We start from the raw sequence: 20905 nt of genomic DNA on the forward strand, positions 1-20905 counted from the left end.
ATGAGCTGGAATCCGACCCACACCCCAGAATCCGTTTATGCCGATGCGGCGCTTGAGACGCTGATAATCCCACGGGCGCGGGATCTGGGCGGCTTCGAAGTGCGGCGGGCTTTGCCGTCGGTCGAGCGTCAACTGGTTGGACCTTTCATCTTTTTTGATCAGATGGGGCCTGCCGAGTTCATCACAGAAGGCGGGATCGACGTGCGTCCGCACCCTCATATCGGGCTGGGCACCGTCACCTACCTGTATCAGGGCGAATTCGAGCATCGCGACAGCCTTGGCACACATCAGATGATCTACCCGGGCGAGGTCAACTGGATGGTCGCAGGTCGCGGCGTGACCCATTCCGAACGTACCAGCGACGCAACCCGCGGAAAAAGGCACAGCCTGTTCGGCATACAAACCTGGATTGCCCTGCCCGAAGCGCATGAGGACATGGCTCCGGATTTCGAGCATCACAAGCAAGCTGCCTTGCCGCATATTCAGGATGCAGGCGTCAGCGCTCGGCTGATCCTCGGGTCGGCCTATGGCGAAAGCAGCCCGGTGACCATGCTGTCCGAGACCTTCTATCTGGATGTTCAGCTAGAGCCGGGGGCCTCTTTCCCGTTGCCGGACGACCACGAAGACCGTGGGGTTTATGTCACTGAGGGCTCGGTCGAGATCGCTGGCGACACGTTCGAGGCAGGTCGCATGATGGTCTTTCGTCCCGGCGACAGATTGTCCGCAAAGGCAGGGCCGATTGGAGCCAGGCTGATGCTGCTGGGCGGTGCGACCCTAAACGAAGATCGCTATATCTGGTGGAATTTCGTCTCGTCCTCGAAAGAGAAAATTGAAGCGGCGACGCGGGAATGGCAATCCGCAGATTGGGCCAAGGGCGCGTTCCAACTGCCGCCCGGTGACGATCAGGAGTTCATTCCGATTTCCGAGGAGCTGGCGCGTACGAAACCGCGCCTGGCCCGCTGAACGCTGCGTCAGCGCGCGCAGTTCTTGCCCGCCCGAACAAACCTCGCGATGCTTCTGCCGGTAGCAAGAGGGCATCACCATGAAGATCGCAATAGCAGGCGCTGGAAGCATCGGATGTTTCTGCGGGGCTTTATTGGCGGAGGCCGGGCACGATGTGACGCTTCTGGGTCGGTCCCGAATTTTGGACCCGATAGGGGACGAGGGGCTTACCGTCACTGATTTTGGTGGGCTGCATGTACATGTCCCGCCAGAAAACCTGACTTTGGCCGAAGACCCTGCATGTCTGGCCGCTGCCGAGGCCGTGATCGTTACTGTAAAGACCGGGGCCACCGCTGACATGGCAAACCTGATCGCACAGAACGCACCAGCCTCAACGCCCATCCTGTCTTGGCAGAATGGGTTAGAGGCCGTTCGGGTTTTGCACGCGGCCTTGCCGGGGCGGGATGTTCGTGCGGGGATGGTCCCTTTCAACGTCGTGCCGACCGGGCCGGCCAGCTACCACCGGGCCACGTCAGGCGAAATCGCGCTTGAAAGTGGGCCGGGCAGGCTGGGTGCGCGCATAACCTGCGCCGATCTGCCTGTGGGCGAAACCGATGACATCGACGCAGTGCAATGGGGCAAACTGGTGTTGAACCTCAACAACGCTTTGAACGCCCTGTCTGGTCTGACGTTGCGCGAACAGTTGCTGGACCGGAATTGGCGCAGGTTGATGGCGGATCAGATGGCCGAAGCGCTTGCGGTTCTCAGAGCTGCAGGGCAAGGCGTTGCGTCAACCACGCCTTTGCCTGCCTGGATCACGCCACATATCTTGCGGCTGCCGACGCCACTGTTTACCCGTATCGCGTCGCGCATGTTGACCATTGATCCAAGCGCGCGGACGTCGATGGCGTATGACCTGACGGCGGGTCGCGTGACCGAGATCGATAGTTTGCAGGGCGAAGTGATACGGCTTGGCGTCAGAACCAGTGTCGCCACGCCGATCAACAGCAAAGTGGCCGATCTGATCCAGAACGGAAATCAAGGCCCGCTGAACCCCGATCAGATAATCGGATCAAAAACAGGCTGAGCCGGTCCTTTAGCCAAAGCCTGTGAGGACCTTGAAAATGAGGGCGGACATTGCTGCCGTTGCCGGGACTGTCACAATCCAGGCGGCTATGATCGTCATGAAATGCGAACGGCGCACCAGCTTGCGGCGCCGGAACTCTTCGGGTGCCAGACGCAGGTCCGTGCCCGGGCGCGGGCGCAGCGGAGCCCGCCGCCGCGCGATTTCCCATTCGCGAAAAAAGCCGACACCAAACACGGCACCTACGGCGATATGGGTAGAGCTGACGGGCAGGCCGAACCAACTGGCGACGATGACAGTAATCGCGGTAGACAGCGCCACGCAAAAGGCACGCATCGGATTTAGCTTGGTGATCTGGTTCCCGACCATGCGGATCAGTTTGGGACCGAACAGAAACAAGCCAAAGGATATGCCGAATGCTCCGATAATCATGACCCATTCGGGAACCGCAACTTGCGTGGCGACGCCACCGGACTGGGTCGCGTGGACGATCGCGGCCAAAGGACCCACGGCATTGGCCACATCATTGGCGCCATGAGCAAAGCTCAGCAAGGTGGCAGCGATCACCAGCGGCAGTCCGAACAGGGCTTTCAGCGACCTGGTACGGTTCTCCATGCCTTTGGATTTGTGGTGTACCCAGGGGATCGTGGCAGCCCAGACAACAATCGCCGAGGCCATGCCGATCAGCAGTGCGAGTTCAGGGGATACGTTGATGATGCGATTTGCTGCCTTGATCGCCAGGTAGGTCGAAAACGAACCCGCCATGACGGCCACCAAAATCGGAACCCAGCGCCGTGCTGCGGCGATCTTGTCCTGCCTGTATTGAATGCGCGATTTGATCAGCGCCAGAAAAGCGGCTGCAATCGCGCCCCCCATAACGGGCGAGACCACCCAACTGGACGCAATCGCTCCCATCGTGCTCCAGTGGACTGCGCCAAATCCTGCGGCGGCAACGCCCGCCCCCATCACGCCCCCCACAACCGTATGCGTCGTCGATACCGGAGCACCGATCCAGGTGGCCGCGTTGATCCAGACCGCCGACGAGATCAGCGCCGCCATCATCGCCCAGATCAGTGCGTTTGCGTCCCGCAGCGCCGAAGGATCAATGATGTCCTGCGAGATCGTGGTGACCACGTCGCCGCCGGCCAATAGTGCCCCGGCACTTTCGGCCACCGCCGCAATCGCGATGGCCCCAGCCATGGTCAGGGCCTTTGACCCCACTGCCGGACCCATGTTGTTGGCGACATCATTGGCCCCGATCGTTATCGCCAAGTAGGCCCCGAACGCAGCCGCAGCGACGACGATCATGCCGCCATCCGCCCGCCCGAAAAAAACTGCCGCCAGCAAACCGGCCAGCGCCATGAACGCAAGGGCAACACCCGGCGCCAGCAAAGGGCGGGAGACATGAGCGTTGGCGCGTTCGACGCTGGTGATGCGGTGCAGGTCGCGATCCAGTGCCTGCCAGCGCGGTCTGGTTGATTTGTCGGTCATACTGTTCGTGCGTGTTAAACAGCGCGCGCTATCGGCTTTTGACTTTCAGAACAAGGGGGGAGGCCGGAAAAGTGATCGAAAACAGCTATATCTGCCGCAGCACTGCGCGCAATTCGGGCTCGTTCACCCGCTCGGCGGCCTCAGCGGCAGACATCCATTCGCGGTCGCGTTGCCCGGCCTCGGGGAAATCTTCGACCAGTTCATCGACATGGATCTTGTAGATATTGGTCAGAACCGGCTGGGCTGAACCGTCTTTGAGGATCTTGTCATATGTGAATTGACCAATCGGGTTCGGGTCCACGGTTTTGGCGCGCACGCCGGCCTCTTCCCAGGCTTCCTGCTGTGCGGTGCCCGCGCCATCCAACCCGTCAATAGGCCACCCCTTTGGGATGATCCAGCGCCGGGTGTCACGGCTGGTGATCAACAGAACCTCTGGCTGCCCGTTTCTGGTACGCGTGCACAGCGCTGCGAACTGCACCCGCCTGGGGCGTAGAAACAGAGGTCTCGCGACCTCTTCCCAGATATTTCGCAGCCATTTGGCCATAATCAGCCCTTTATTGCGGGGTCGGACCCCGGATCAAGGCTACATAGGTGCGCAGCGCGGGTTTCTCAATGTGTTTGTCTGCAGGGGCGTCTGGCCAGCTTTAGCTTCCGCGCCGCTTGGCGCGCAGGGTCGGGTCGGCCTGGGTCGGATCTTCGGGCCAGGGGTGTTTGGGATATTGCGCCCGCATATCCTTGCGCACATCCGCGTACGACCCGGCCCAGAATCCCGGCAGGTCGCGGGTGATCTGGATCGGTCTTTGCGCTGGCGACAAAAGCGTGATTTTCAGGGGTTCTCTTCCGATTGTGGGATGTTGCGTGACGCCGAACACCTCTTGCAGGCGCACCGAGATCTCGGGGACCGAGCTGCTGTAATCAATCGGCACCTTGCGCCCCAAAGGTGTCTGGAACGACCCCGGCGCACGGCGATCCAGTTCGTTCGTCTGCGCCCAGGTTAGTCGCGATTTCAAGGCGGGCAGCAGGTCAAAACGCTTCCAGTCTTCGGCGCTGCGGACATTCTGGAGCATGGGCAACAGCCATTCCTCGAGATCGTCCATCAGCCCTTCGGGCGAAAAGTCGGGCAGGTCGGTCCCTTCGGCCCGAACCAATTCGACACGCGCTGCCAGACGCGCCGCAGCACCCTCTAGCCGCAAGCCGAGGTCACGAACGCCGTCCAGCATCGCATTCGCGATGGCGTCGGGTGGCACGTCCTTCCAGATGCGGTCGTCGAGCGTGATCGCGCCAAACCGCTCTTGCTGCCGGGCGATAACCCGGCGTTCGCGCTTGGACCAGTCGCAACTTTCGACCCACGAGATCCGTTCCGCGAACAGGTCGCGAATCTCGCTTTCGGAGATCTGTGCGGCCATCCGGACCCGCGCCTCGCGCGGATTGCCGTCTGTGTCCAGTGCCACCAAGTATGGGGCCGCCGCCAGCGTGTCACCTGCGTCCAGCACCACACCCTTGCCGCCCGAAAGCACGTATCGAGGGGTGTCGCCTTTCCGTCTCTGGCCGATCCGGTCGGGATAGGCCAGAGCCACCATCGCTGCGGCTGAGATTTTGGGTGCCGCTTTGCCAGATTGCTTCCGCAACCGCTTGGTTTCTGCCGCGATCCTGTCCAGTGTTGCAGGATTGGCAGGCCAAGGGCGGCTTCGCTGATACGCGCGCCGATCCCGCATCGCATCGACGCGCAGCGCCAGATCGGTCGGAGCGCCCTTCAACGGGTCGCGTTCCGCCAGCAGCGCGGCCAAGGGCGCGGCCTGCTCTCCGGCTGTCAGCAGCATATGCCCCAGGCGCGGATGCAGAGGGAGGCTTGCGAGTGCACGACCATGATCAGTGATGCGGGCGCTGACATCCAACGCCCCCAACATGGTCAACAGAGCGCGGGCCTCGGCCATCGATCCTGCGGGCGGGGGCGTCAGAAACGCCAGATTTGCCGCATCGGCACCCCAAAGTGCCAGCTCCAACGCCAGACCGGTCAGGTCGGCTGCTTCGATCTCGGCTGGTGGAAAGGCCGCCATCGCACCGTCTTCGCCCCTGGACCACAACCGGTAACACAGGCCTTTGGCCACGCGCCCCGCCCGCCCGGCACGTTGCGTCGCCTCGGCCCGGGTTACCCGTTCGGTAACCAGTCGAGACATGCCCGAACCCGGATCAAAACGCGCCCGCCGGGCCTGTCCCATGTCCACGACCACACGAATGTCGGGAATGGTCAACGACGTTTCCGCGATCGACGTAGCCAATACGATCTTACGCCCCCTTTCGACTGGGGCGATTGCCTGACGCTGGGCGGAAAACGGCATCGCGCCATACAAGGGCCGCAAGGTGCAATCCTCTGGCAGGCGACCGGACAGAGCAGTCTCGGCTCGCCGAATTTCGCCTTCACCGGGAAGGAAAACCAGAATGCCGCCGCCTATTCCACGGGTTTCACGTTCAGCGCGGATAACAAGATCGACCAGCGCATCCAACCGCCGTGCATCCGCCCCCAATGGCCGGTCAAGCCAGCGCGTTTCGACCGGAAAGCTGCGACCTTCCGAGGTCACCAACGGTGCGCTCATAAGCTGGCCGACCGGTTCTGCGTCGAGCGTGGCCGACATCGCCAGAAGAACCAGATCGTCGCGCAGCGCTTCGGTCACCTCAAGGCACAGGGCCAGCCCCAGATCCGCATTCAGCGACCGCTCATGGAATTCGTCGAAGATTACGGCCCCGACACCGGGCAGATCCGGGTCTGATTGCAGCATCCGCGTCAGAATGCCCTCGGTCACCACCTCGATCCGCGTCGACCCGGATACCTTAGATTCACCTCTTACCCGGTACCCGACAGTTTCCCCTGCGCGTTGCCCCAGCGTGTCCGCCATGCGCTCGGCCGCGGCGCGGGCGGCCAGCCGTCGGGGTTCGAGCATGATGATCTTTCCATCGCACAGCCCCGCCTCAAGCAAGGCCAGCGGTACCCGCGTCGTCTTTCCCGCGCCGGGTGGGGCCTGCAGCACGGCGCGGCCTGACGCTTTCAGGGCGGCAAGTAGGTCGGGAATGGCATCGTCGATCGGCAGGCGAGTCATGTGGGCTTTATCGGTCAACCACTTGCCAAGGTCCAGTTCCTGCGCATTGCGGCATCTATGACCGCGCTTGGTACTGGACAAACCCGGCCTCGCGCCGTCATTTAGGCAAAATACGGGTAAGGGACCGCGCATGGAAATAACTGAGCTGGCTGACAGGATACTGAAGGGTGAGCGCCGCGCGCTGGCCCGCGCCATTACGCTGGTTGAAAGCGGGCGGGATGATCACCGGGCTCAGGCCGCTACGTTGCTGGGTCATCTGGCCGCAGCAAACCGGCAATCGCTGCGCATTGGCCTGTCCGGCACGCCCGGCGTCGGTAAGTCTACGTTTATCGAAAGCTTTGGCATGATGCTGACAGGGCAGGGGCTGCGTGTGGCGGTTCTGGCCGTTGACCCAAGCTCGGCCCGGTCCGGTGGCTCGATTCTGGGGGACAAGACCCGGATGGAGCGTCTGAGTCGCGAAAAGAATGCCTTCATCCGCCCGTCGCCCAGTCAAAGCCACCTCGGCGGCGTGGCGCGCCGCACGCGAGAGGCGATCGCTCTGTGCGAGGCGGCGGGATTTGACATCGTTCTGATCGAAACCGTCGGCGTCGGCCAGTCCGAGACCGTGGTGTCCGAAATGTCCGACCTGTTCCTGCTTCTGCTCGCCCCTGCAGGCGGGGATGAGTTGCAGGGCGTCAAACGCGGCATCATGGAAATGGCCGACATGATCCTGATCAACAAGGCCGATGGCGACCTCAAGGCGACCGCCACGCGTACCTGCGCCGACTATTCCGGTGCGCTGCGGCTGCTGCGCAAACGTCCGCAGGACCCCGAAGGCTTCCCCAAGGCCATGACCGTCTCGGCGGTCGAAGAACACGGGCTTGATGCGGCATGGACTGAGGTGCAAGCGCTGACCACATGGCGTCGGGAAAACGCCCATTGGGATGCAAACCGAGCAGCCCAGGCACGCTACTGGTTCGATCAGGAGGTCCGCCATACCCTTTTGGCCCGGCTTGAGACCGCGCAGGCCAAAGCAGAATTGGAGCGGTTGAACACCGAAGTCACCAGCGGCCGCCTCAGCCCGACATTGGCGGCAAAACAGATGCTGGCGACCCTGACCTGACAATGTGCACAGGCATCTTCATCTTTTCCAAAATACTCTCGCCGAAGGCATGGCTCGGCCGAGCCATTCCTGCCCAGAAGCAATGTCAAAGAATTCGCGCAGGCTGTCTTGACCCTTCCGCCGATTCCCACTAAACGCATCCAACCAGTTTTCGGGCGCGACTTCGGGTTGCGCCCCTTGTGATTTGGCCGAGGGTCCTGTACCTGGCCTCCAGAAACAAAGGAAGAAACCATGTCGCGCCGTTGCGAACTGACCGGAAAAGGCCCGATGACTGGCAACAATGTCAGCCACGCCAAAAACAGAACTCGTCGTCGTTTTCTGCCGAATCTGAACGACGTCACCCTGCAGTCGGAAACCCTGGGTCGTGGCGTCAAGCTGCGCATCTCGGCGGCTGCGCTGCGCTCTGTCGACCACCGCGGTGGTCTGGACGCGTTCCTGGCCAAAGCCAAAGACGAAGAGCTGTCGGATAACGCCCTGAAAGTGAAGAAAGAAATTGCCAAGGCGCAAGCCTCGGCCTAAGTCTTCACCGGCTTCGAATTGATCAAGCCCTGTGCCACTTGGCGCGGGGCTTTTTTGTGTCCACTTCCAATGTTTCTGATTTGAGCACAATCGACCCGGTTAAGTGAAGTTGTTCACATAAACATTAGTGAATATGAGTTAAGCTCGCACGTGTTCCAACGGGGGAGAATTACAAATGCCCTTCAGAGTTATTGATATCCTTTTGTTTGTACCGAGTTTTCTGGGCAGAAACTTCAACACGTTCATGCGGATGCAGCGCAGGGTCAACCGCCGGCACAACAGTCTGACCGTTGATTTGGTCAAGCGACCGGGAATGGATGGTTGACGCATCGTCGCGGGTTCGATTAACGCGCTTGAAGGCCGGATTTTTGTGACGCTATACGTGGCCCCAGAATGACCGGGTTCCTGCGCATAACGGTGGCTTTGGCCCTCTCAGCACTGCTTGGGTTGACCGGGCATAGCGTTGCTGCATCACGCGGTGTAGACAACGCTGTAGGAAAGATGGTGCTGTGCACCGGAACAGGTCCCGTAGTCGTCTACTATGACGATCAGGGGCAACCGACCCGTCCGCCACATTATTGTCCCGACTATGCGCTTGCGCTTCTAGGTGCGTTACTGGCGGTTCAACCTGACCTGCCATCCTTGCCCCAAATGTCAATGCCAGCGCCGGTTCGCGCGCAAGCAAGCCTTGTCGCCGCTCCGGTCCCGCAACGCCCGGCGCGGGCCCCTCCTGTGTTTTTGTGACGTTCGCTTTCAGAAACACACAATCGAAATACAGGAGTAACTCCGATGACCTTCAAATCCAAACTCTTGGCCACGCTTGCTTTTGCAACGTTTGCCACAGCTGCGTTCGCCGAAAGCGCGATCAAGGTGGACGACGCGTATGCCAGATCGTCAGGCAAACATGCCAAAGCCGGAGCGGCGTTCATGATGATCGTCAACAGCAGCGATACGGATGATCGACTGATCGGTGTCGCCTCGGATGTGGCAGACCGGGTCGAGTTGCATACACACAAGGTGAACGCTGATGGCGTGGCCCAGATGATGCAGGTCGAAGAAGGATTCGCGATCCCGGCGGGCGAAACCCACATGCTGAAGCGCGGCGGTGACCACGTGATGTTCATGGGGCTGAAACAGCCGTTTGAACAGGATGCCAAGATTCCGGTGACGTTGGTCTTTGAACAGGCCGGAGAAGTCGAGATCGAAATCCCCGTCGATCTTGAGCGCAAAGGCGGCGCGCATTCACACTGAAGCACGCCTGTCTTCGGGCCGCGTCGCGGCCGTCATCCATGCGTCAGACCGGGCAATGCCCGGTCTGGTCCACAGACCCCTCCATCAGCGATTGATTGATTTCATCCCCACTTTGTCCCCGGCCCGTTTGAACCGCGCGGTCAGCCAGAACATGACAACCGCCATGGCAAGGGCGGAAAAGGCGATGACCCAGCCAAGCGCGAAAAGGCCGATGCCCGGGGAAAACAGCAGCACCAGCCCGATGGTCAGCGCGACGAATCCCGAATTGCGCATCGCGTTTCGCTGGGGATCGCGGTCATGCATTTGCCGCCAGGTGGCAAGTGAGCCGATCCCGATGATCAATGCCCAGACTCCCAGCAGGAAAAACGCCAGTTTTGCGGTCCCCTCGGGCCAGATCAACAGCACCAGGCCGATCAGAACCGCTCCGATCCCGGCGCTGCCGACCAGCCCGCGGCGTCCAAATCCCAGCAAGGTCAGGCCGCCATCCACGATCAGCAACAGCCCGACCAGACGCAGCAACATCGCGATGCTGCCGCTTGGCCAGAACAGGGCCGCGATACCGACGCAGGCCGCCAGAATACCCCGGATCAGGAAGGTCCACCACAGGTCTGCCAATTGCGCGCCAAGCGCATCGCGCCCCTGCATGCTGTCCTCATCCAAGATTTCGCCGGAAATGGGATCCTGATCTGTCATTGTTCTCTCTCAGTTTGCCTTTGGGTCAGATTAGCCCGATTTGTGATCTACTGTCTTCATCTCCGGTTCAGAAGGTCTTCGACCCACTGGGGTACGATGCTGGTGGCCGGACCAAGGATGGTTTCGCCGAAAGCAGGGGTGCCCTCGGAGGCCTTAAGGTTCAGTTCGACGGTTTCCGCCCCGATCGCCTTTGCCTCATGCACAAAGGCGGCGGCAGGATAAACCTGACCGGATGTTCCGATCGCCGCGAAGATCTGAGCTGTCGACAGGTGGTCATAAATTTCATCCATGAAATAAGGCATTTCGCCAAACCAGACCACATCCGGCCGCACAGCGGGTTGGCCGCAGGCGGGGCAGGGATCGGTTGGTGTCATCTCCAGGTCCGATGCCCAGCGGTGACCGCATTGGGCACATAATGCACCGGCCAGAGTGCCGTGCATGTGAATGACGTCGCGGGCCCCTCCGGCCTCGTGCAAGGAGTCGACATTCTGGGTCACGATAACCACGTCATCAGGCCAGTCGCGCTGTAGCCGGGCCAGTGCACGATGGGCGGCATTCGGATGTGCTGCGGCGGCCTGTAATCGGCGCGCATTGTAAAAGCGGTGGACCAGTTCCGGGTCGCGGGCAAACCCTTCGGGCGTGGCGACATCCTCGATCCGGTGTTGCGCCCAGAGTCCGCCTTCGTCGCGGAACGTGCCCAGACCGCTTTCAGCCGAGATTCCGGCCCCGGTCAGAATGACGATCTTTCCCATCTCCCCTCCGTGCGGTACAGCTTGGCTCATGACCCAGCGTATCCTCTTTGTCTGTTTGGGCAATATCTGCCGTTCTCCCAGCGCCGAGGGCGTTTTTCGCGCCCGCGCTCCGCAACATGCTACCGACAGCGCCGGAACAGCGGGCTGGCATGTCGGGAACCCGCCTTATGGCCCGATGCAACGGGCAGCGAAGGACCGTGGCATTGACCTAAGCGGTTTGCGCGCGCGGCAACTTTCGCCTGACGATTTCGAACGGTTCGATCTGATCATAGGAATGGACGCGGACAATCTGGCCAATATCGAGGCCTTGCGCCCATCCGGCAACGCGACCCCGGTGCGGGTGCTGACCGAGTTCGCGCCGCACCTGGGTGTCGATCACGTGCCCGACCCGTATTACACGCGGGATTTCGACGGTGCACTAGACCTGATCGAAGACGCGGTGAGCGGCCTGATAGCGCATCTGAACACTTAGGTCATGACTTTCAGTTCCTGGCTCAGCCAGGGCAATTGCGAAACCGCCGGATCGACGATTTGGCTTTTCATCAACCGTCGCATCATGCCGGCGACCTCTTGCGGAACCTGATCGGACCAGTCCGAGCGGGTAAACAGGGAAATGGTTCTGGAAAACGCCCCAAATGGCGCGGGGTGGGCCGTGAGCCCGTCATGGAATCGGGCGGCCCGCATGTAACCGAGCGGAGTGGTGATCGCCCACCCGAGACCGCGCGCAACCATCGCCATCAGCGCCAGATGCGAGCCGATTTCGAACCGTTCCTCGAACTCCAGTTGCTGACGGGCCAGATGCGCTTCGATTTGGCGGCTGATTAACTGTTCTCGGGCATAACGCAAAAAGGGCAGGGCACGGGTCGGGTCATCTACCCCCTTCGGGGCCACAAGGATGAACGGATCCTGCACCAGCGGGTATTCAACGACACCTTCGAGCAATTCTCCGGAATGGGCAGAAACCGCCATATGCAGGCGCTGCGCTTCTAGTTCGGCGAACAGGTCCAGACTGGGCAGGGTAATCAGCTTGAACTTTGATCGCGTCAGACTGTCGGCCAGCAATGTCGCCAGCCGAGGGGTCAGGTCATTGTCGAAATCGTCGATCAGACCGATCGAAAGCGTGGTCAGATGCCCAAGGTCCATGACCGTCAGTTCGCTCTGGGCCATCTGCAACTCGGATAGGACCGTCTCGGCGCGGGCCAGAAAGCTGCGACCGGCTTGGGTCAGCCGCATCGGCCGCCGCCCGTGATCGACCAGATCGGTGCCCAGTGCGTTTTCGAGGTTGCGCAACTGCTGGCTGACCGAGGGTTGGCTGAGCCCGGTGATCTCGGCCGCCTGCGCCACCGATCCCGTCCGCGCCAATGCCTCGAACACCTCAAGGCCCCGCAGGGTCAGCCCTTTCATCACCATTGCACACACCTTTCGCTGCGCCTTTTCTGGGGCGCAGGGCGGGTCAGGTCAAGGACTGACGGGGGTTAGCTGCAGATCGCCTGCGCCATCTGGCCAAAGTTCTGATACCGATCCCACAGCGCATCATCGCGCGCGGTCTGCGACATCTTCAACTCCTGCGCCTGATGCGGGTCACTGAACCACTTGGCCACGGTCTTCTGATCGCTGCGGGTGAGGGCCTGATTGGCGACCCGCTGGATGCAATTGCACCGATCCCGCGTCGCCGCCGAGCGATCCGACGCCAAACACGCCCGCTTGATCTGCGCCGCCTCAGCCGGTTGCTGCACCGCCACCATCGACGCGGCGCAAAATGCTATAAGTAGGAACTTTTTCATACTCGAGCCTCGTTTTGCCTGCCCGGACGGGTCTGATGCCCTTCTCGGTCTGCGGCGGAGTATGAATCAAAGTGGTTAACGGATCAATCATGTGGTGCGAAAAAGTGATTACCCGAGTCAGAAACACCCCACACCGTAGGTCGGGCTTCGGCCCGGCACTGGCCGAAGCTCATACAAATCGACGAGGTTTTGGCGACGCTGCTTGCCTGATCGACCCAAGGGTTTAAGGTGCTGAACAACTCAGGCCTTCGACGCGAAAGAGTGCGTGAAATTGAAGAAAATTAAACGCTTCTTTGCTGCGATACTGGTGTTTTTCGTCGGATCTGCAGCGCAATCATTCGCCCAGGATCGGGCCGACGAGTTGGATCGACCTGTCAGAGCGCTCGTTTCGGGGATAACTCAACAACTAATCCAAGAAGTCAGGGCAATTGATATCGACGAAAAAATTGATTTCAGCTACCCTTCAGCGGACCTTTCAGACTTTGATATCTTGCTAATCGTCGTTGACGAGCAACAAGACGCATTTGATCTCGACCTGTTTACTCAGTTTGGTTTTAGCAGAGATACTCTCCCTGAACGAGGCGAACACCCTTTCATGACGGCGGTCTCGGTCGAATTCGAAGGTGATGACACACTGTTTCCAGTCTACGTGGTGGATCGCCGAAAATTCTATTCGAGGGATACCAGCTGCCATGCTCCGCTACTAAGCGAACTCATTTTGAGGCCAGATTGGAGCAGCGCTGCCGACCGACAGACAAACTACAAGTTGGCGTCGGATTGTGAACCAACCTCTTAAACTGTTCTAACTCGGATGGTTGACGTGGAAACGACCAGTTTGAACGTCCGTGGTGGATTTTAGCGTGGAAATCTTCTCGTGCGAACCCACCTTGACCAACCCACGATTCCTCTACATATCCCCAACCCATGACAGACCTCGCTCATATCCGCAATTTCTCCATCGTCGCGCATATCGACCATGGCAAATCCACCCTTGCTGACCGGCTCATTCAAGAGACCGGAACGGTCAAGGATCGCGACATGAAGGAACAGCTGCTCGACAGCATGGATATCGAGCGGGAACGCGGCATTACCATCAAGGCCAACACGGTCCGCATCGACTATACCGCCGACAATGGCGAGGCATACGTGCTGAACCTGATCGACACCCCCGGCCACGTGGACTTTGCCTATGAGGTCAGCCGGTCTATGCGCGCGGTCGAGGGTTCTCTGTTGGTCGTGGACTCGACCCAAGGGGTCGAGGCGCAGACGCTGGCGAATGTGTATCAGGCCATCGACGCCGACCATGAGATCGTGCCGGTGCTGAACAAGATCGATCTGCCTGCGTCCGATTGTGACCGCGTGGCAGAACAGATCGAGGATGTGATTGGCATCGACGCGACCGACGCCATTCAGGTCAGTGCCAAGACGGGGCAGGGCATCCATGAGACGCTTGAGGCCATCGTGCAGCAACTGCCCGCGCCGCAGGGCAATCTGGACGCGCCGCTCAAGGCGATGCTGGTCGACTCGTGGTACGACGCCTATCTCGGCGTCATCGTTCTGGTCCGCATCATGGACGGCACGCTGAAAAAGGGAATGCGGGTCAAGTTCATGTCGAACGGCACCCTGCACCATGTGGACCGCGTCGGCGTCTTTCGGCCTGAGATGGAGATGGTGGACTCGCTTGGCCCGGGTGAGATCGGCTTCCTCACCGCGTCCATCAAACAGGTCCGCGACACCCGCGTTGGTGATACCATCACCAATGACCGCAACGGCACCGAGGACGCACTGGACGGCTTCAAACCCGCGCAGCCGGTGGTGTTCTGTGGTCTCTTCCCCGTGGACAGTTCAGAATTCGAAGACCTGCGCGATGCGATCGACAAGCTGGCGTTGAACGATGCGAGCTTCAGCTTTGAAATGGAAACCTCAGCCGCGCTGGGCTTTGGCTTCCGCTGCGGCTTCCTCGGGCTTCTGCATCTTGAGGTCATCCGAGACCGCATCGAACGCGAATATGATATCGAGCTGATCACCACGGCGCCGTCGGTGATCTATCACGTCTACATGAAAGACGGCGAGATGATCGAGCTGCACAACCCCGCCGACATGCCCGATCCATCCAAGGTCGACCATATCGAGGAGCCGCGCATCAAGGCGACCATTCTGGTGCCCGACGAATATCTGGGCGATGTGCTGAAACTCTGTCAGGACCGCCGCGGCATCCAGCTGGACCTGACCTATGCAGGCACCCGCGCCATGGTCGTCTACGACCTGCCGCTGAACGAGGTCGTCTTTGACTTCTACGACCGCCTGAAATCGGTGACCAAGGGCTATGCCAGCTTCGACTACCAGATGACCGGCTATACCGAAGACAATCTGGTCAAGATGTCTGTGCTGGTGAATGACGAACCCGTCGACGCGCTGTCGACCATGGTTCACCGCGACCGGGCCGAGATGCGGGGCCGGGCGATGTGCGAAAAGCTCAAGGACCTGATCCCGCGCCACATGTTCAAAATCCCGATCCAGGCCGCCATCGGAGGCAAGGTCATCGCCCGCGAGACCCTCTCGGCGCTGCGCAAGGACGTGACCGCCAAATGCTACGGAGGCGACGCCACGCGGAAACGCAAACTGCTGGACAAGCAGAAGGCGGGTAAGAAGAAGATGCGTCAGTTCGGGAAGGTGGATATCCCACAGGAGGCGTTTATTAGCGCCTTAAAAATGGACAGCTAATTAGAAACTAACAGGCATTTTTCGAACTCCCAGTTGATAGCCACTTTTTGAGTTGTTGTTGACAAAGAAGTTCAAAACTCCGGTGAAACTAAAATGGCTAGTGCCTTCAATGTCTGGTGGCGTTCCCGCGATTTTCTCAAACGTAAACAGAAGGTTGTAGTTGTCTTCGCGGTTTAAGTTGAATTTATGAAGTCCGCCCGTATCGATTAGCTTGTAGACAGCAGTATTGCCGTCTGTATCAGCCTTTGCCATGCCTCTAAATGAAGCAGGTTCGAGCTCGAACCAACTAAAGCCGTTGTTTCTTTTTCCTGACAAACTGATCTCAGCTAGAACTAGGTCTTCTACGACCGTCGCTGAGCGTCCAACTAGAACATAGTATTGTGTTTCCTGAATGGTAGGGATCGCATCCAGATTGCCGTTAACGAGTGGGAGAATAAATTCAATCAGACATTTTTGATATAATTCGTGAACTTCGAATGCCTTATCCTCAGAAATAGTTTTGTCCAAGATCGCGCCTATTTCCTCTTGACCATAGCCAACTTGAGCGTCTGCCGCCGCGCCACCTAGGTTTCGCCGCAGTGCACTTACGAACCCTTCAACATCGGCGTCTGCGAAGTTCCGCTCCACTTTTCCTTGGCTACATATAGCGATGCTTGACCGAAGCGCCTCTGTGCGCAGGTTTTCTTCGTCTGCTACGCATGGAAACGCAGTTAGTATAAATAGAATGGCGGTGAATATCCGCATGAGATTTGCTCCAAACTGAATTAGCAATAATTAATTTGCTATCATGGCTCTCAGTTTTTTCCAACTTTTGGGCAATTATGCTTTATCCCCGACTACTTACGTTCAAATCCGGTATTTTTCGATCAACTTACTCGCCCGGCGGCACCGCCGGGCCGCGCCGACCCGCCCCCATGGGGCGGCGCGTTTGCGCCTCCCCTCGAGTCGGTCGCGGCCCTCAGTTCTGTTGATCAACCTTCGCAAACGCGTTTGCGCCCCGGGGCTCCGCCCGTTCGCGGCTGAATTCGTCCACTGGACGAATTCCGAGACGCCGCTCACCCCCCCGGGCTGGCGCTGCACTCAGTTCTGTTGATCGACTGTAGGGCGGGCTTCAGCCCGCCATTCGCCTGACCCAAACACAACGCATATGGCCGGGTGTGTTTGGTGGCGGGCTGAAGCCCGCCCTACGGGGATGGAATGGTGGGTTGAAAACCCACCCTACGTAGGATGGGTTTATAACCCATCATCCACTGTGACCCACCTCACAGCCCCAACCTCATCCTCCTGCTACACTTGACCCAACGGAACCCTCGGCAGGAGGCGCAGATGTCCACTTCCATGATCCCCATCATCGCCCTCGGGTCGGCGGGTCTCTATTCCGTGGCCATGATCGCAATGAAGTTCTGGTGGAAACTCCCCGGCGTTGGGCTTGGCCTCCTGATCGTCGCAACCCTGCTGGCCGGGGCCACGCTGGAACTCGCCGCACTGCGCGAGGAACGGCTGGGCATCATCTATACCGGCATTCTCGGGGCCGAGGTCATTCTGATCGCCGTCGCCTCGTACTTTCTGTTCGGCGAGAATTTCTCGCACCGCGAAGTCGCGGGGATTGGCCTTGTGCTGCTCGGCACCGCACTGGCCTGGGCCTGAAAGAACATTACCGGTTTATGAAGTTTCCCTTAGGTAAGTTGTAACCGCCGCGCGCCCTCCCAATCTGTTCAGCAGACAGACGGAGAGAGCCCATGACCAGATTCATGACTGCCGGAGCAGCCGCTCTGGCCACCAGCCTGACCCTTGGAACCGCCGCGATGGCCAATACGCCGGACCTGCGGGGTACATGGGTGGGCAGTTACACCACCGTTCAGCCCAGCCATTACTACAAGGGCGACCAGCCACGTTTTAATCAGGCGGAATGGGTGATCGACATTCAGCAACAGCAGGACAATGTGTTCTGGGGGCCCAGCAAGTGGCGCAGCGACGATTTTGATGTGTGGCAGGAATATGAGGTCACCGGCACGATCAGCCTCGATGGCTCGGGCAAGATTGGGCTGGTCGAGACCTCTCCGCTGATGATCGGGGCCAATGCGCTGATCGATGCGCATTATCAGGATGGCAAGATTTTCGCGGATTTCCGTAGCCTGCGGAACGGAACGACCTACAGCACCGTTCTGGAACGTCAGGTGAACTGAAGCGTTTCCGGCCGGTTCGAAAGTAGGGGGTAAGACTGCCGTTGATCCAAGACTGCGGCAGCGCGTAGTAGGTAACGCGGGCAGGCCGGAACGCTTCTCAGAATATTGGAGCCAAAGTCCCCGCAGGGAGGGGACGGGCCGGGCAAACAATGCGCACGGCGCCCGCCTGGCCCGGATTGAGCCGCTATGTTCGGATCAGTCTCAGGTCAGAGGTTTTCCTGAACATCCGTTGCTGCGTCCTGGATGGCGTCCCCGGCCTTTTCAATATCTTTGCCTGCCCCTTTTGCGGTTTCGCAGGCGGTCAGGGTGAACAGGGCCAGGCCGATCAGAATTGCACGGATCATCAGTAACTCCATAAGTACTTGTCCTGCATGGACTAGCAGCTTTCAGAGCGCGGAGCCACAGGTTTTGTAAGTCGTGAAATGGGGGTGGAGTTTCCGGTTCAGGACTCGGATTTGGCGCAGAACAATTCGTAGACGACTTCGAGGATCTTGCGCGGTCTGTCATCAGCCAGACGGTAGTAGATCGCCTTGCCTTCGCGGCGTGGTGTGACCAGTCCTTCGAGCCGCAAGCGCGACAATTGCTGCGATACCGCAGCCTGCCGGGCGGACAGCAATTCCTCAAGCTCGGTGACGGATTTTTCGCCGGATACAAGATGGCAGAGGATCATCAAACGGCCTTCGTGGCTGATCGCCTTCAGAAAGTTCGACGCGCGGGTTGCATTGGCGACCATGTCGTCCAAATCCTTGGTCCCCAGTTCTTTGGAAAATTGGGAAAGTGCCATTCCTGCGGTTCCTTATCTACCTAACCGACGCATCGGTGAAGCATGCTTGTGCATTCTTGCCGTTTCGTTGTCCACATTATTCAATCATGTATTTTCATATGTATGCATCAAAATGATGTGAAGATATCAGGGGAAAAATCGGAAAGAATCATCTCTGACGGTCTGGATCGACCGAGTGTCCGGGAAGGCGGCGGCCTGGTGCGCTTGTGGTCAACCCCGGGCAAGGTCCCGGCCTGCGCCCTGAACGCACCGATCATTTCGGCCCCCCTTGCAGCCCCCCGGCAGCGGCACTAAGACTCGGGTAACTCTTCTTCGGGTATTGTCCCGATCCATATCAAAACAGGCAGGTTCCGTATGTTCGATCCAGTTGACACCTACATGAATACGCTCGTCCCCATGGTCGTGGAACAGACCAGCCGAGGAGAGCGCGCGTATGACATTTTCTCGCGTCTGCTGAAAGAGCGGATCATTTTCATCAACGGTCCAATCCACGACGGGATGAGCCATCTGGTTGTGGCACAGCTGCTGCATCTCGAGGCGGAAAACCCGAACAAGGAAATCTCGATCTACATCAACTCGCCCGGCGGTGTGGTGACCAGCGGTTTGTCGATTTACGACACAATGCAGTACATCAAGCCGAAATGTTCGACATTGGTGATCGGTCAGGCGGCCTCGATGGGGTCGGTTTTGCTGGCCGGAGGTGAGACGGGCATGCGATTCTCGCTGCCGAACAGCCGGATCATGGTGCATCAGCCCAGCGGTGGCTATCAGGGCCAGGCCAGCGACATCATGATTCACGCGGCCGAGACGCAAAAGCTGAAAGATCGCCTGTATGACATCTATGTGCGCCATACAGGGCAGACGAAAAAGGCGGTTGAAAAAGCGTTGGACCGTGACAATTTCATGAGCCCGGAAGAAGCCAAAGAATGGGGCCATATCGACGAAATCGTTGAAAATCGCGCCAAAATGGACGGCGAAGACGCGTGACCTTGAAACCGCGTACGGAAGGCTCGCGGTGCGATTTTGACATTGTAGCTGCCACGGCGCTGGCCTAAGCTGCATCAACAGGCGGAAAGCGCGGCCCCGAGCGGGCCGCAGGGACGGAGCCCGAAAGGTACAACATGGCGACGAATTCAGGCGGTGACGGCAAAAACACGCTCTATTGCAGCTTCTGTGGCAAAAGCCAGCACGAAGTTCGCAAGCTGATCGCGGGGCCGACCGTATTCATCTGCGATGAATGCGTTGAGTTGTGTATGGACATCATCCGGGAAGAGACCAAGGCCAGCGGGCTGAAGTCGTCCGACGGTGTGCCCACGCCCAAAGATATCTGCGAAGTGCTCGATGATTATGTCATCGGTCAGGCTACGGCCAAACGGGTCCTGTCGGTTGCAGTCCACAACCACTACAAACGTCTGAACCATGCCCAGAAAGCCGGCAGCGATATCGAGTTGGCGAAGTCCAATATCCTGCTGATTGGCCCAACCGGGTGCGGCAAAACATTGCTGGCGCAGACACTGGCCCGAATTCTGGACGTTCCGTTCACCATGGCCGATGCGACCACGCTGACCGAAGCCGGTTACGTTGGCGAAGATGTGGAAAACATCATCCTCAAACTGTTGCAGGCCAGTGAATACAACGTCGAGCGCGCTCAGCGCGGCATCGTCTATATCGACGAGGTCGACAAGATCACGCGCAAGTCCGAGAACCCCTCGATCACCCGTGACGTGTCGGGTGAGGGCGTGCAGCAGGCGTTGCTGAAACTGATGGAAGGCACCGTTGCCAGCGTTCCACCGCAGGGTGGCCGCAAGCATCCGCAGCAAGAATTTCTGCAGGTGGACACGACGAATATCCTGTTCATTTGTGGCGGCGCCTTTGCGGGGCTGGACAAGATCATTGCGCAGCGCGGCAAGGGTTCAGCCATGGGTTTTGGCGCAGATGTGCGCGACAATGACGAGCGCGGCGTCGGCGAGATATTCAAGGATCTCGAGCCCGAAGACCTGCTCAAATTCGGCCTGATCCCGGAATTTGTTGGCCGTTTGCCGGTTCTGGCGACACTGGAAGATCTGGACGAAGACGCGCTTGTCACCATCCTGACCAAGCCCAAGAACGCTCTGGTCAAACAATACCAGCGCCTGTTCGAGTTGGAAGATGCGGAACTTGCCTTTACCGACGATGCGTTGAAAGCAATTGCCAAGAAGGCGATCGAACGCAAGACGGGCGCGCGCGGGCTGCGTTCGATCCTTGAGGATATCCTGCTGGACACGATGTTCGAATTGCCGGGACTGAAGAACGTTACCGAAGTGATGGTGAACCTCGAAGCGGTCACCTCTGAGGCACAACCGTTGATCATCTATGCGGATGCGGCGGAATCAGCCTCGGCCGGATGATCAGGCATTCAACGGGGCCGTTTCTCTTACTTTGATCGTCAGGTTGGGGGTTCTGCCCCCGCCAGTGCAAGCTGCGATTCCCTAGGGACATTAATAACCAGATGACTCAAG

The 20905-nt window shown here is 59.2% G+C and carries 23 protein-coding genes; 13 read left to right on the forward strand and 10 right to left on the reverse strand.

The window, feature by feature from the left end; all coding sequences use genetic code 11:
- Both ACR0JA_RS07455 and ACR0JA_RS07460 read left to right on the forward strand, forming a co-directional pair.
- Positions 1–963: a pirin family protein gene (locus ACR0JA_RS07455; protein ID WP_480572223.1), complete on the forward strand. Its 963-nt coding sequence runs from the start codon at positions 1–3 to the stop codon at positions 961–963.
- 79 nt (positions 964–1042) lie between these two features.
- Positions 1043–2029, forward strand: coding sequence for a 2-dehydropantoate 2-reductase (locus ACR0JA_RS07460; protein WP_480572226.1), 987 nt, complete (start codon positions 1043–1045; stop codon positions 2027–2029).
- Between the two features lie 9 nt (positions 2030–2038).
- Here the strand turns inward: ACR0JA_RS07460 and ACR0JA_RS07465 are convergent, their stop codons facing one another.
- From ACR0JA_RS07465 to hrpB, 3 genes are all read right to left on the reverse strand, one after another.
- Positions 2039–3517 (reverse strand): inorganic phosphate transporter, encoded by a 1479-nt coding sequence (locus tag ACR0JA_RS07465; protein WP_480572229.1) that lies wholly within the window; start codon positions 3515–3517, stop codon positions 2039–2041.
- Positions 3518–3602: 85 nt separating this feature from the next.
- The gene (locus ACR0JA_RS07470; RefSeq protein WP_480572232.1) at positions 3603–4061 is read right to left on the reverse strand and encodes an NUDIX hydrolase; all 459 of its coding nucleotides are present in this window, start codon (positions 4059–4061) and stop codon (positions 3603–3605) included.
- 100 nt (positions 4062–4161) lie between these two features.
- Positions 4162–6612 carry an ATP-dependent helicase HrpB gene (gene hrpB / locus ACR0JA_RS07475; RefSeq protein ID WP_480572408.1) on the reverse strand — a complete coding sequence of 817 codons (2451 nt, stop codon included), beginning with the start codon at positions 6610–6612 and terminating at the stop codon, positions 4162–4164.
- A gap of 130 nt (positions 6613–6742) precedes the next feature.
- Here hrpB and meaB point away from each other — a divergent pair, with 130 nt between their 5' ends.
- The 4 genes from meaB to ACR0JA_RS07495 all read left to right on the forward strand — a co-directional run bounded on the left by meaB (position 6743) and on the right by ACR0JA_RS07495 (position 9484).
- Positions 6743–7714, forward strand: a complete 972-nt coding sequence (meaB, locus tag ACR0JA_RS07480; RefSeq protein ID WP_480572235.1) for a methylmalonyl Co-A mutase-associated GTPase MeaB — start codon at positions 6743–6745, stop codon at positions 7712–7714.
- A 231-nt stretch (positions 7715–7945) separates the two neighbouring features.
- Positions 7946–8233 carry a 50S ribosomal protein L28 gene (gene rpmB, locus ACR0JA_RS07485; RefSeq protein ID WP_170473488.1) on the forward strand — a complete coding sequence of 96 codons (288 nt, stop codon included), beginning with the start codon at positions 7946–7948 and terminating at the stop codon, positions 8231–8233.
- A 393-nt stretch (positions 8234–8626) separates the two neighbouring features.
- The gene (locus ACR0JA_RS07490; protein ID WP_480572238.1) at positions 8627–8977 is read left to right on the forward strand and encodes a hypothetical protein; all 351 of its coding nucleotides are present in this window, start codon (positions 8627–8629) and stop codon (positions 8975–8977) included.
- Positions 8978–9022: 45 nt separating this feature from the next.
- Positions 9023–9484, forward strand: coding sequence for a copper chaperone PCu(A)C (locus ACR0JA_RS07495; protein ID WP_480572241.1), 462 nt, complete (start codon positions 9023–9025; stop codon positions 9482–9484).
- Positions 9485–9568: 84 nt separating this feature from the next.
- Here ACR0JA_RS07495 and ACR0JA_RS07500 read toward each other — a convergent pair whose 3' ends face one another.
- Positions 9569–10177: an HdeD family acid-resistance protein gene (locus ACR0JA_RS07500; RefSeq protein WP_480572244.1), complete on the reverse strand. Its 609-nt coding sequence runs from the start codon at positions 10175–10177 to the stop codon at positions 9569–9571.
- Positions 10178–10233: 56 nt separating this feature from the next.
- On the reverse strand, positions 10234–10929 hold the full coding sequence (locus ACR0JA_RS07505; protein ID WP_480572411.1) for an NAD-dependent deacylase: 696 nt from the start codon (positions 10927–10929) through the stop codon (positions 10234–10236).
- 28 nt (positions 10930–10957) lie between these two features.
- Between ACR0JA_RS07505 and ACR0JA_RS07510 the strand changes: the two genes are divergently transcribed.
- Positions 10958–11401, forward strand: a complete 444-nt coding sequence (locus tag ACR0JA_RS07510) for a low molecular weight protein-tyrosine-phosphatase (RefSeq protein ID WP_480572247.1) — start codon at positions 10958–10960, stop codon at positions 11399–11401.
- On the opposite strand, the gene ACR0JA_RS07515 is transcribed toward ACR0JA_RS07510, so the two are convergent.
- Both ACR0JA_RS07515 and ACR0JA_RS07520 read right to left on the reverse strand, forming a co-directional pair.
- Positions 11398–12339, reverse strand: coding sequence for a LysR family transcriptional regulator (locus ACR0JA_RS07515; RefSeq protein WP_480572250.1), 942 nt, complete (start codon positions 12337–12339; stop codon positions 11398–11400). The genes ACR0JA_RS07510 and ACR0JA_RS07515 overlap by 4 nt on opposite strands.
- 65 nt (positions 12340–12404) lie before the next feature.
- Positions 12405–12713: a hypothetical protein gene (locus tag ACR0JA_RS07520; RefSeq protein ID WP_480572253.1), complete on the reverse strand. Its 309-nt coding sequence runs from the start codon at positions 12711–12713 to the stop codon at positions 12405–12407.
- Positions 12714–12984: 271 nt separating this feature from the next.
- On the opposite strand from ACR0JA_RS07520, the gene ACR0JA_RS07525 reads away from it, so the two are divergent.
- Positions 12985–13509, forward strand: coding sequence for a hypothetical protein (locus tag ACR0JA_RS07525; protein WP_480572256.1), 525 nt, complete (start codon positions 12985–12987; stop codon positions 13507–13509).
- Positions 13510–13637: 128 nt separating this feature from the next.
- Positions 13638–15437: a translation elongation factor 4 gene (gene lepA, locus ACR0JA_RS07530; protein WP_480572259.1), complete on the forward strand. Its 1800-nt coding sequence runs from the start codon at positions 13638–13640 to the stop codon at positions 15435–15437.
- On the opposite strand, the gene ACR0JA_RS07535 is transcribed toward lepA, so the two are convergent.
- The gene (locus ACR0JA_RS07535) at positions 15438–16181 is read right to left on the reverse strand and encodes a hypothetical protein (RefSeq protein ID WP_480572262.1); all 744 of its coding nucleotides are present in this window, start codon (positions 16179–16181) and stop codon (positions 15438–15440) included. It abuts the gene before it with no gap.
- Positions 16182–16763: 582 nt separating this feature from the next.
- Here ACR0JA_RS07535 and ACR0JA_RS07540 point away from each other — a divergent pair.
- Together ACR0JA_RS07540 and ACR0JA_RS07545 are read left to right on the forward strand one after the other, a co-directional pair.
- Entirely contained in the window at positions 16764–17084 is a 321-nt protein-coding gene (locus ACR0JA_RS07540) for a hypothetical protein (protein WP_480572265.1), read from the forward strand.
- A gap of 92 nt (positions 17085–17176) precedes the next feature.
- Entirely contained in the window at positions 17177–17623 is a 447-nt protein-coding gene (locus tag ACR0JA_RS07545) for a hypothetical protein (RefSeq protein WP_480572268.1), read from the forward strand.
- A gap of 206 nt (positions 17624–17829) precedes the next feature.
- Here ACR0JA_RS07545 and ACR0JA_RS07550 read toward each other — a convergent pair whose 3' ends face one another.
- Both ACR0JA_RS07550 and ACR0JA_RS07555 read right to left on the reverse strand, forming a co-directional pair.
- Positions 17830–17967: an entericidin A/B family lipoprotein gene (locus ACR0JA_RS07550; protein ID WP_480572270.1), complete on the reverse strand. Its 138-nt coding sequence runs from the start codon at positions 17965–17967 to the stop codon at positions 17830–17832.
- Between the two features lie 98 nt (positions 17968–18065).
- A complete protein-coding gene (locus ACR0JA_RS07555) occupies positions 18066–18407 on the reverse strand; it encodes an ArsR/SmtB family transcription factor (RefSeq protein ID WP_480572273.1) in 342 nt (113 codons plus the stop codon).
- 354 nt (positions 18408–18761) lie between these two features.
- Here ACR0JA_RS07555 and ACR0JA_RS07560 point away from each other — a divergent pair, with 354 nt between their 5' ends.
- Together ACR0JA_RS07560 and clpX are read left to right on the forward strand one after the other, a co-directional pair.
- A complete protein-coding gene (locus tag ACR0JA_RS07560) occupies positions 18762–19394 on the forward strand; it encodes an ATP-dependent Clp protease proteolytic subunit (RefSeq protein WP_480572276.1) in 633 nt (210 codons plus the stop codon).
- A 134-nt stretch (positions 19395–19528) separates the two neighbouring features.
- Positions 19529–20794, forward strand: coding sequence for an ATP-dependent Clp protease ATP-binding subunit ClpX (gene clpX, locus ACR0JA_RS07565; protein WP_170717036.1), 1266 nt, complete (start codon positions 19529–19531; stop codon positions 20792–20794).
- Positions 20795–20905: the final 111 nt, after the last annotated feature.

Source organism: Ruegeria sp. AM4 (assembly GCF_056540665.1).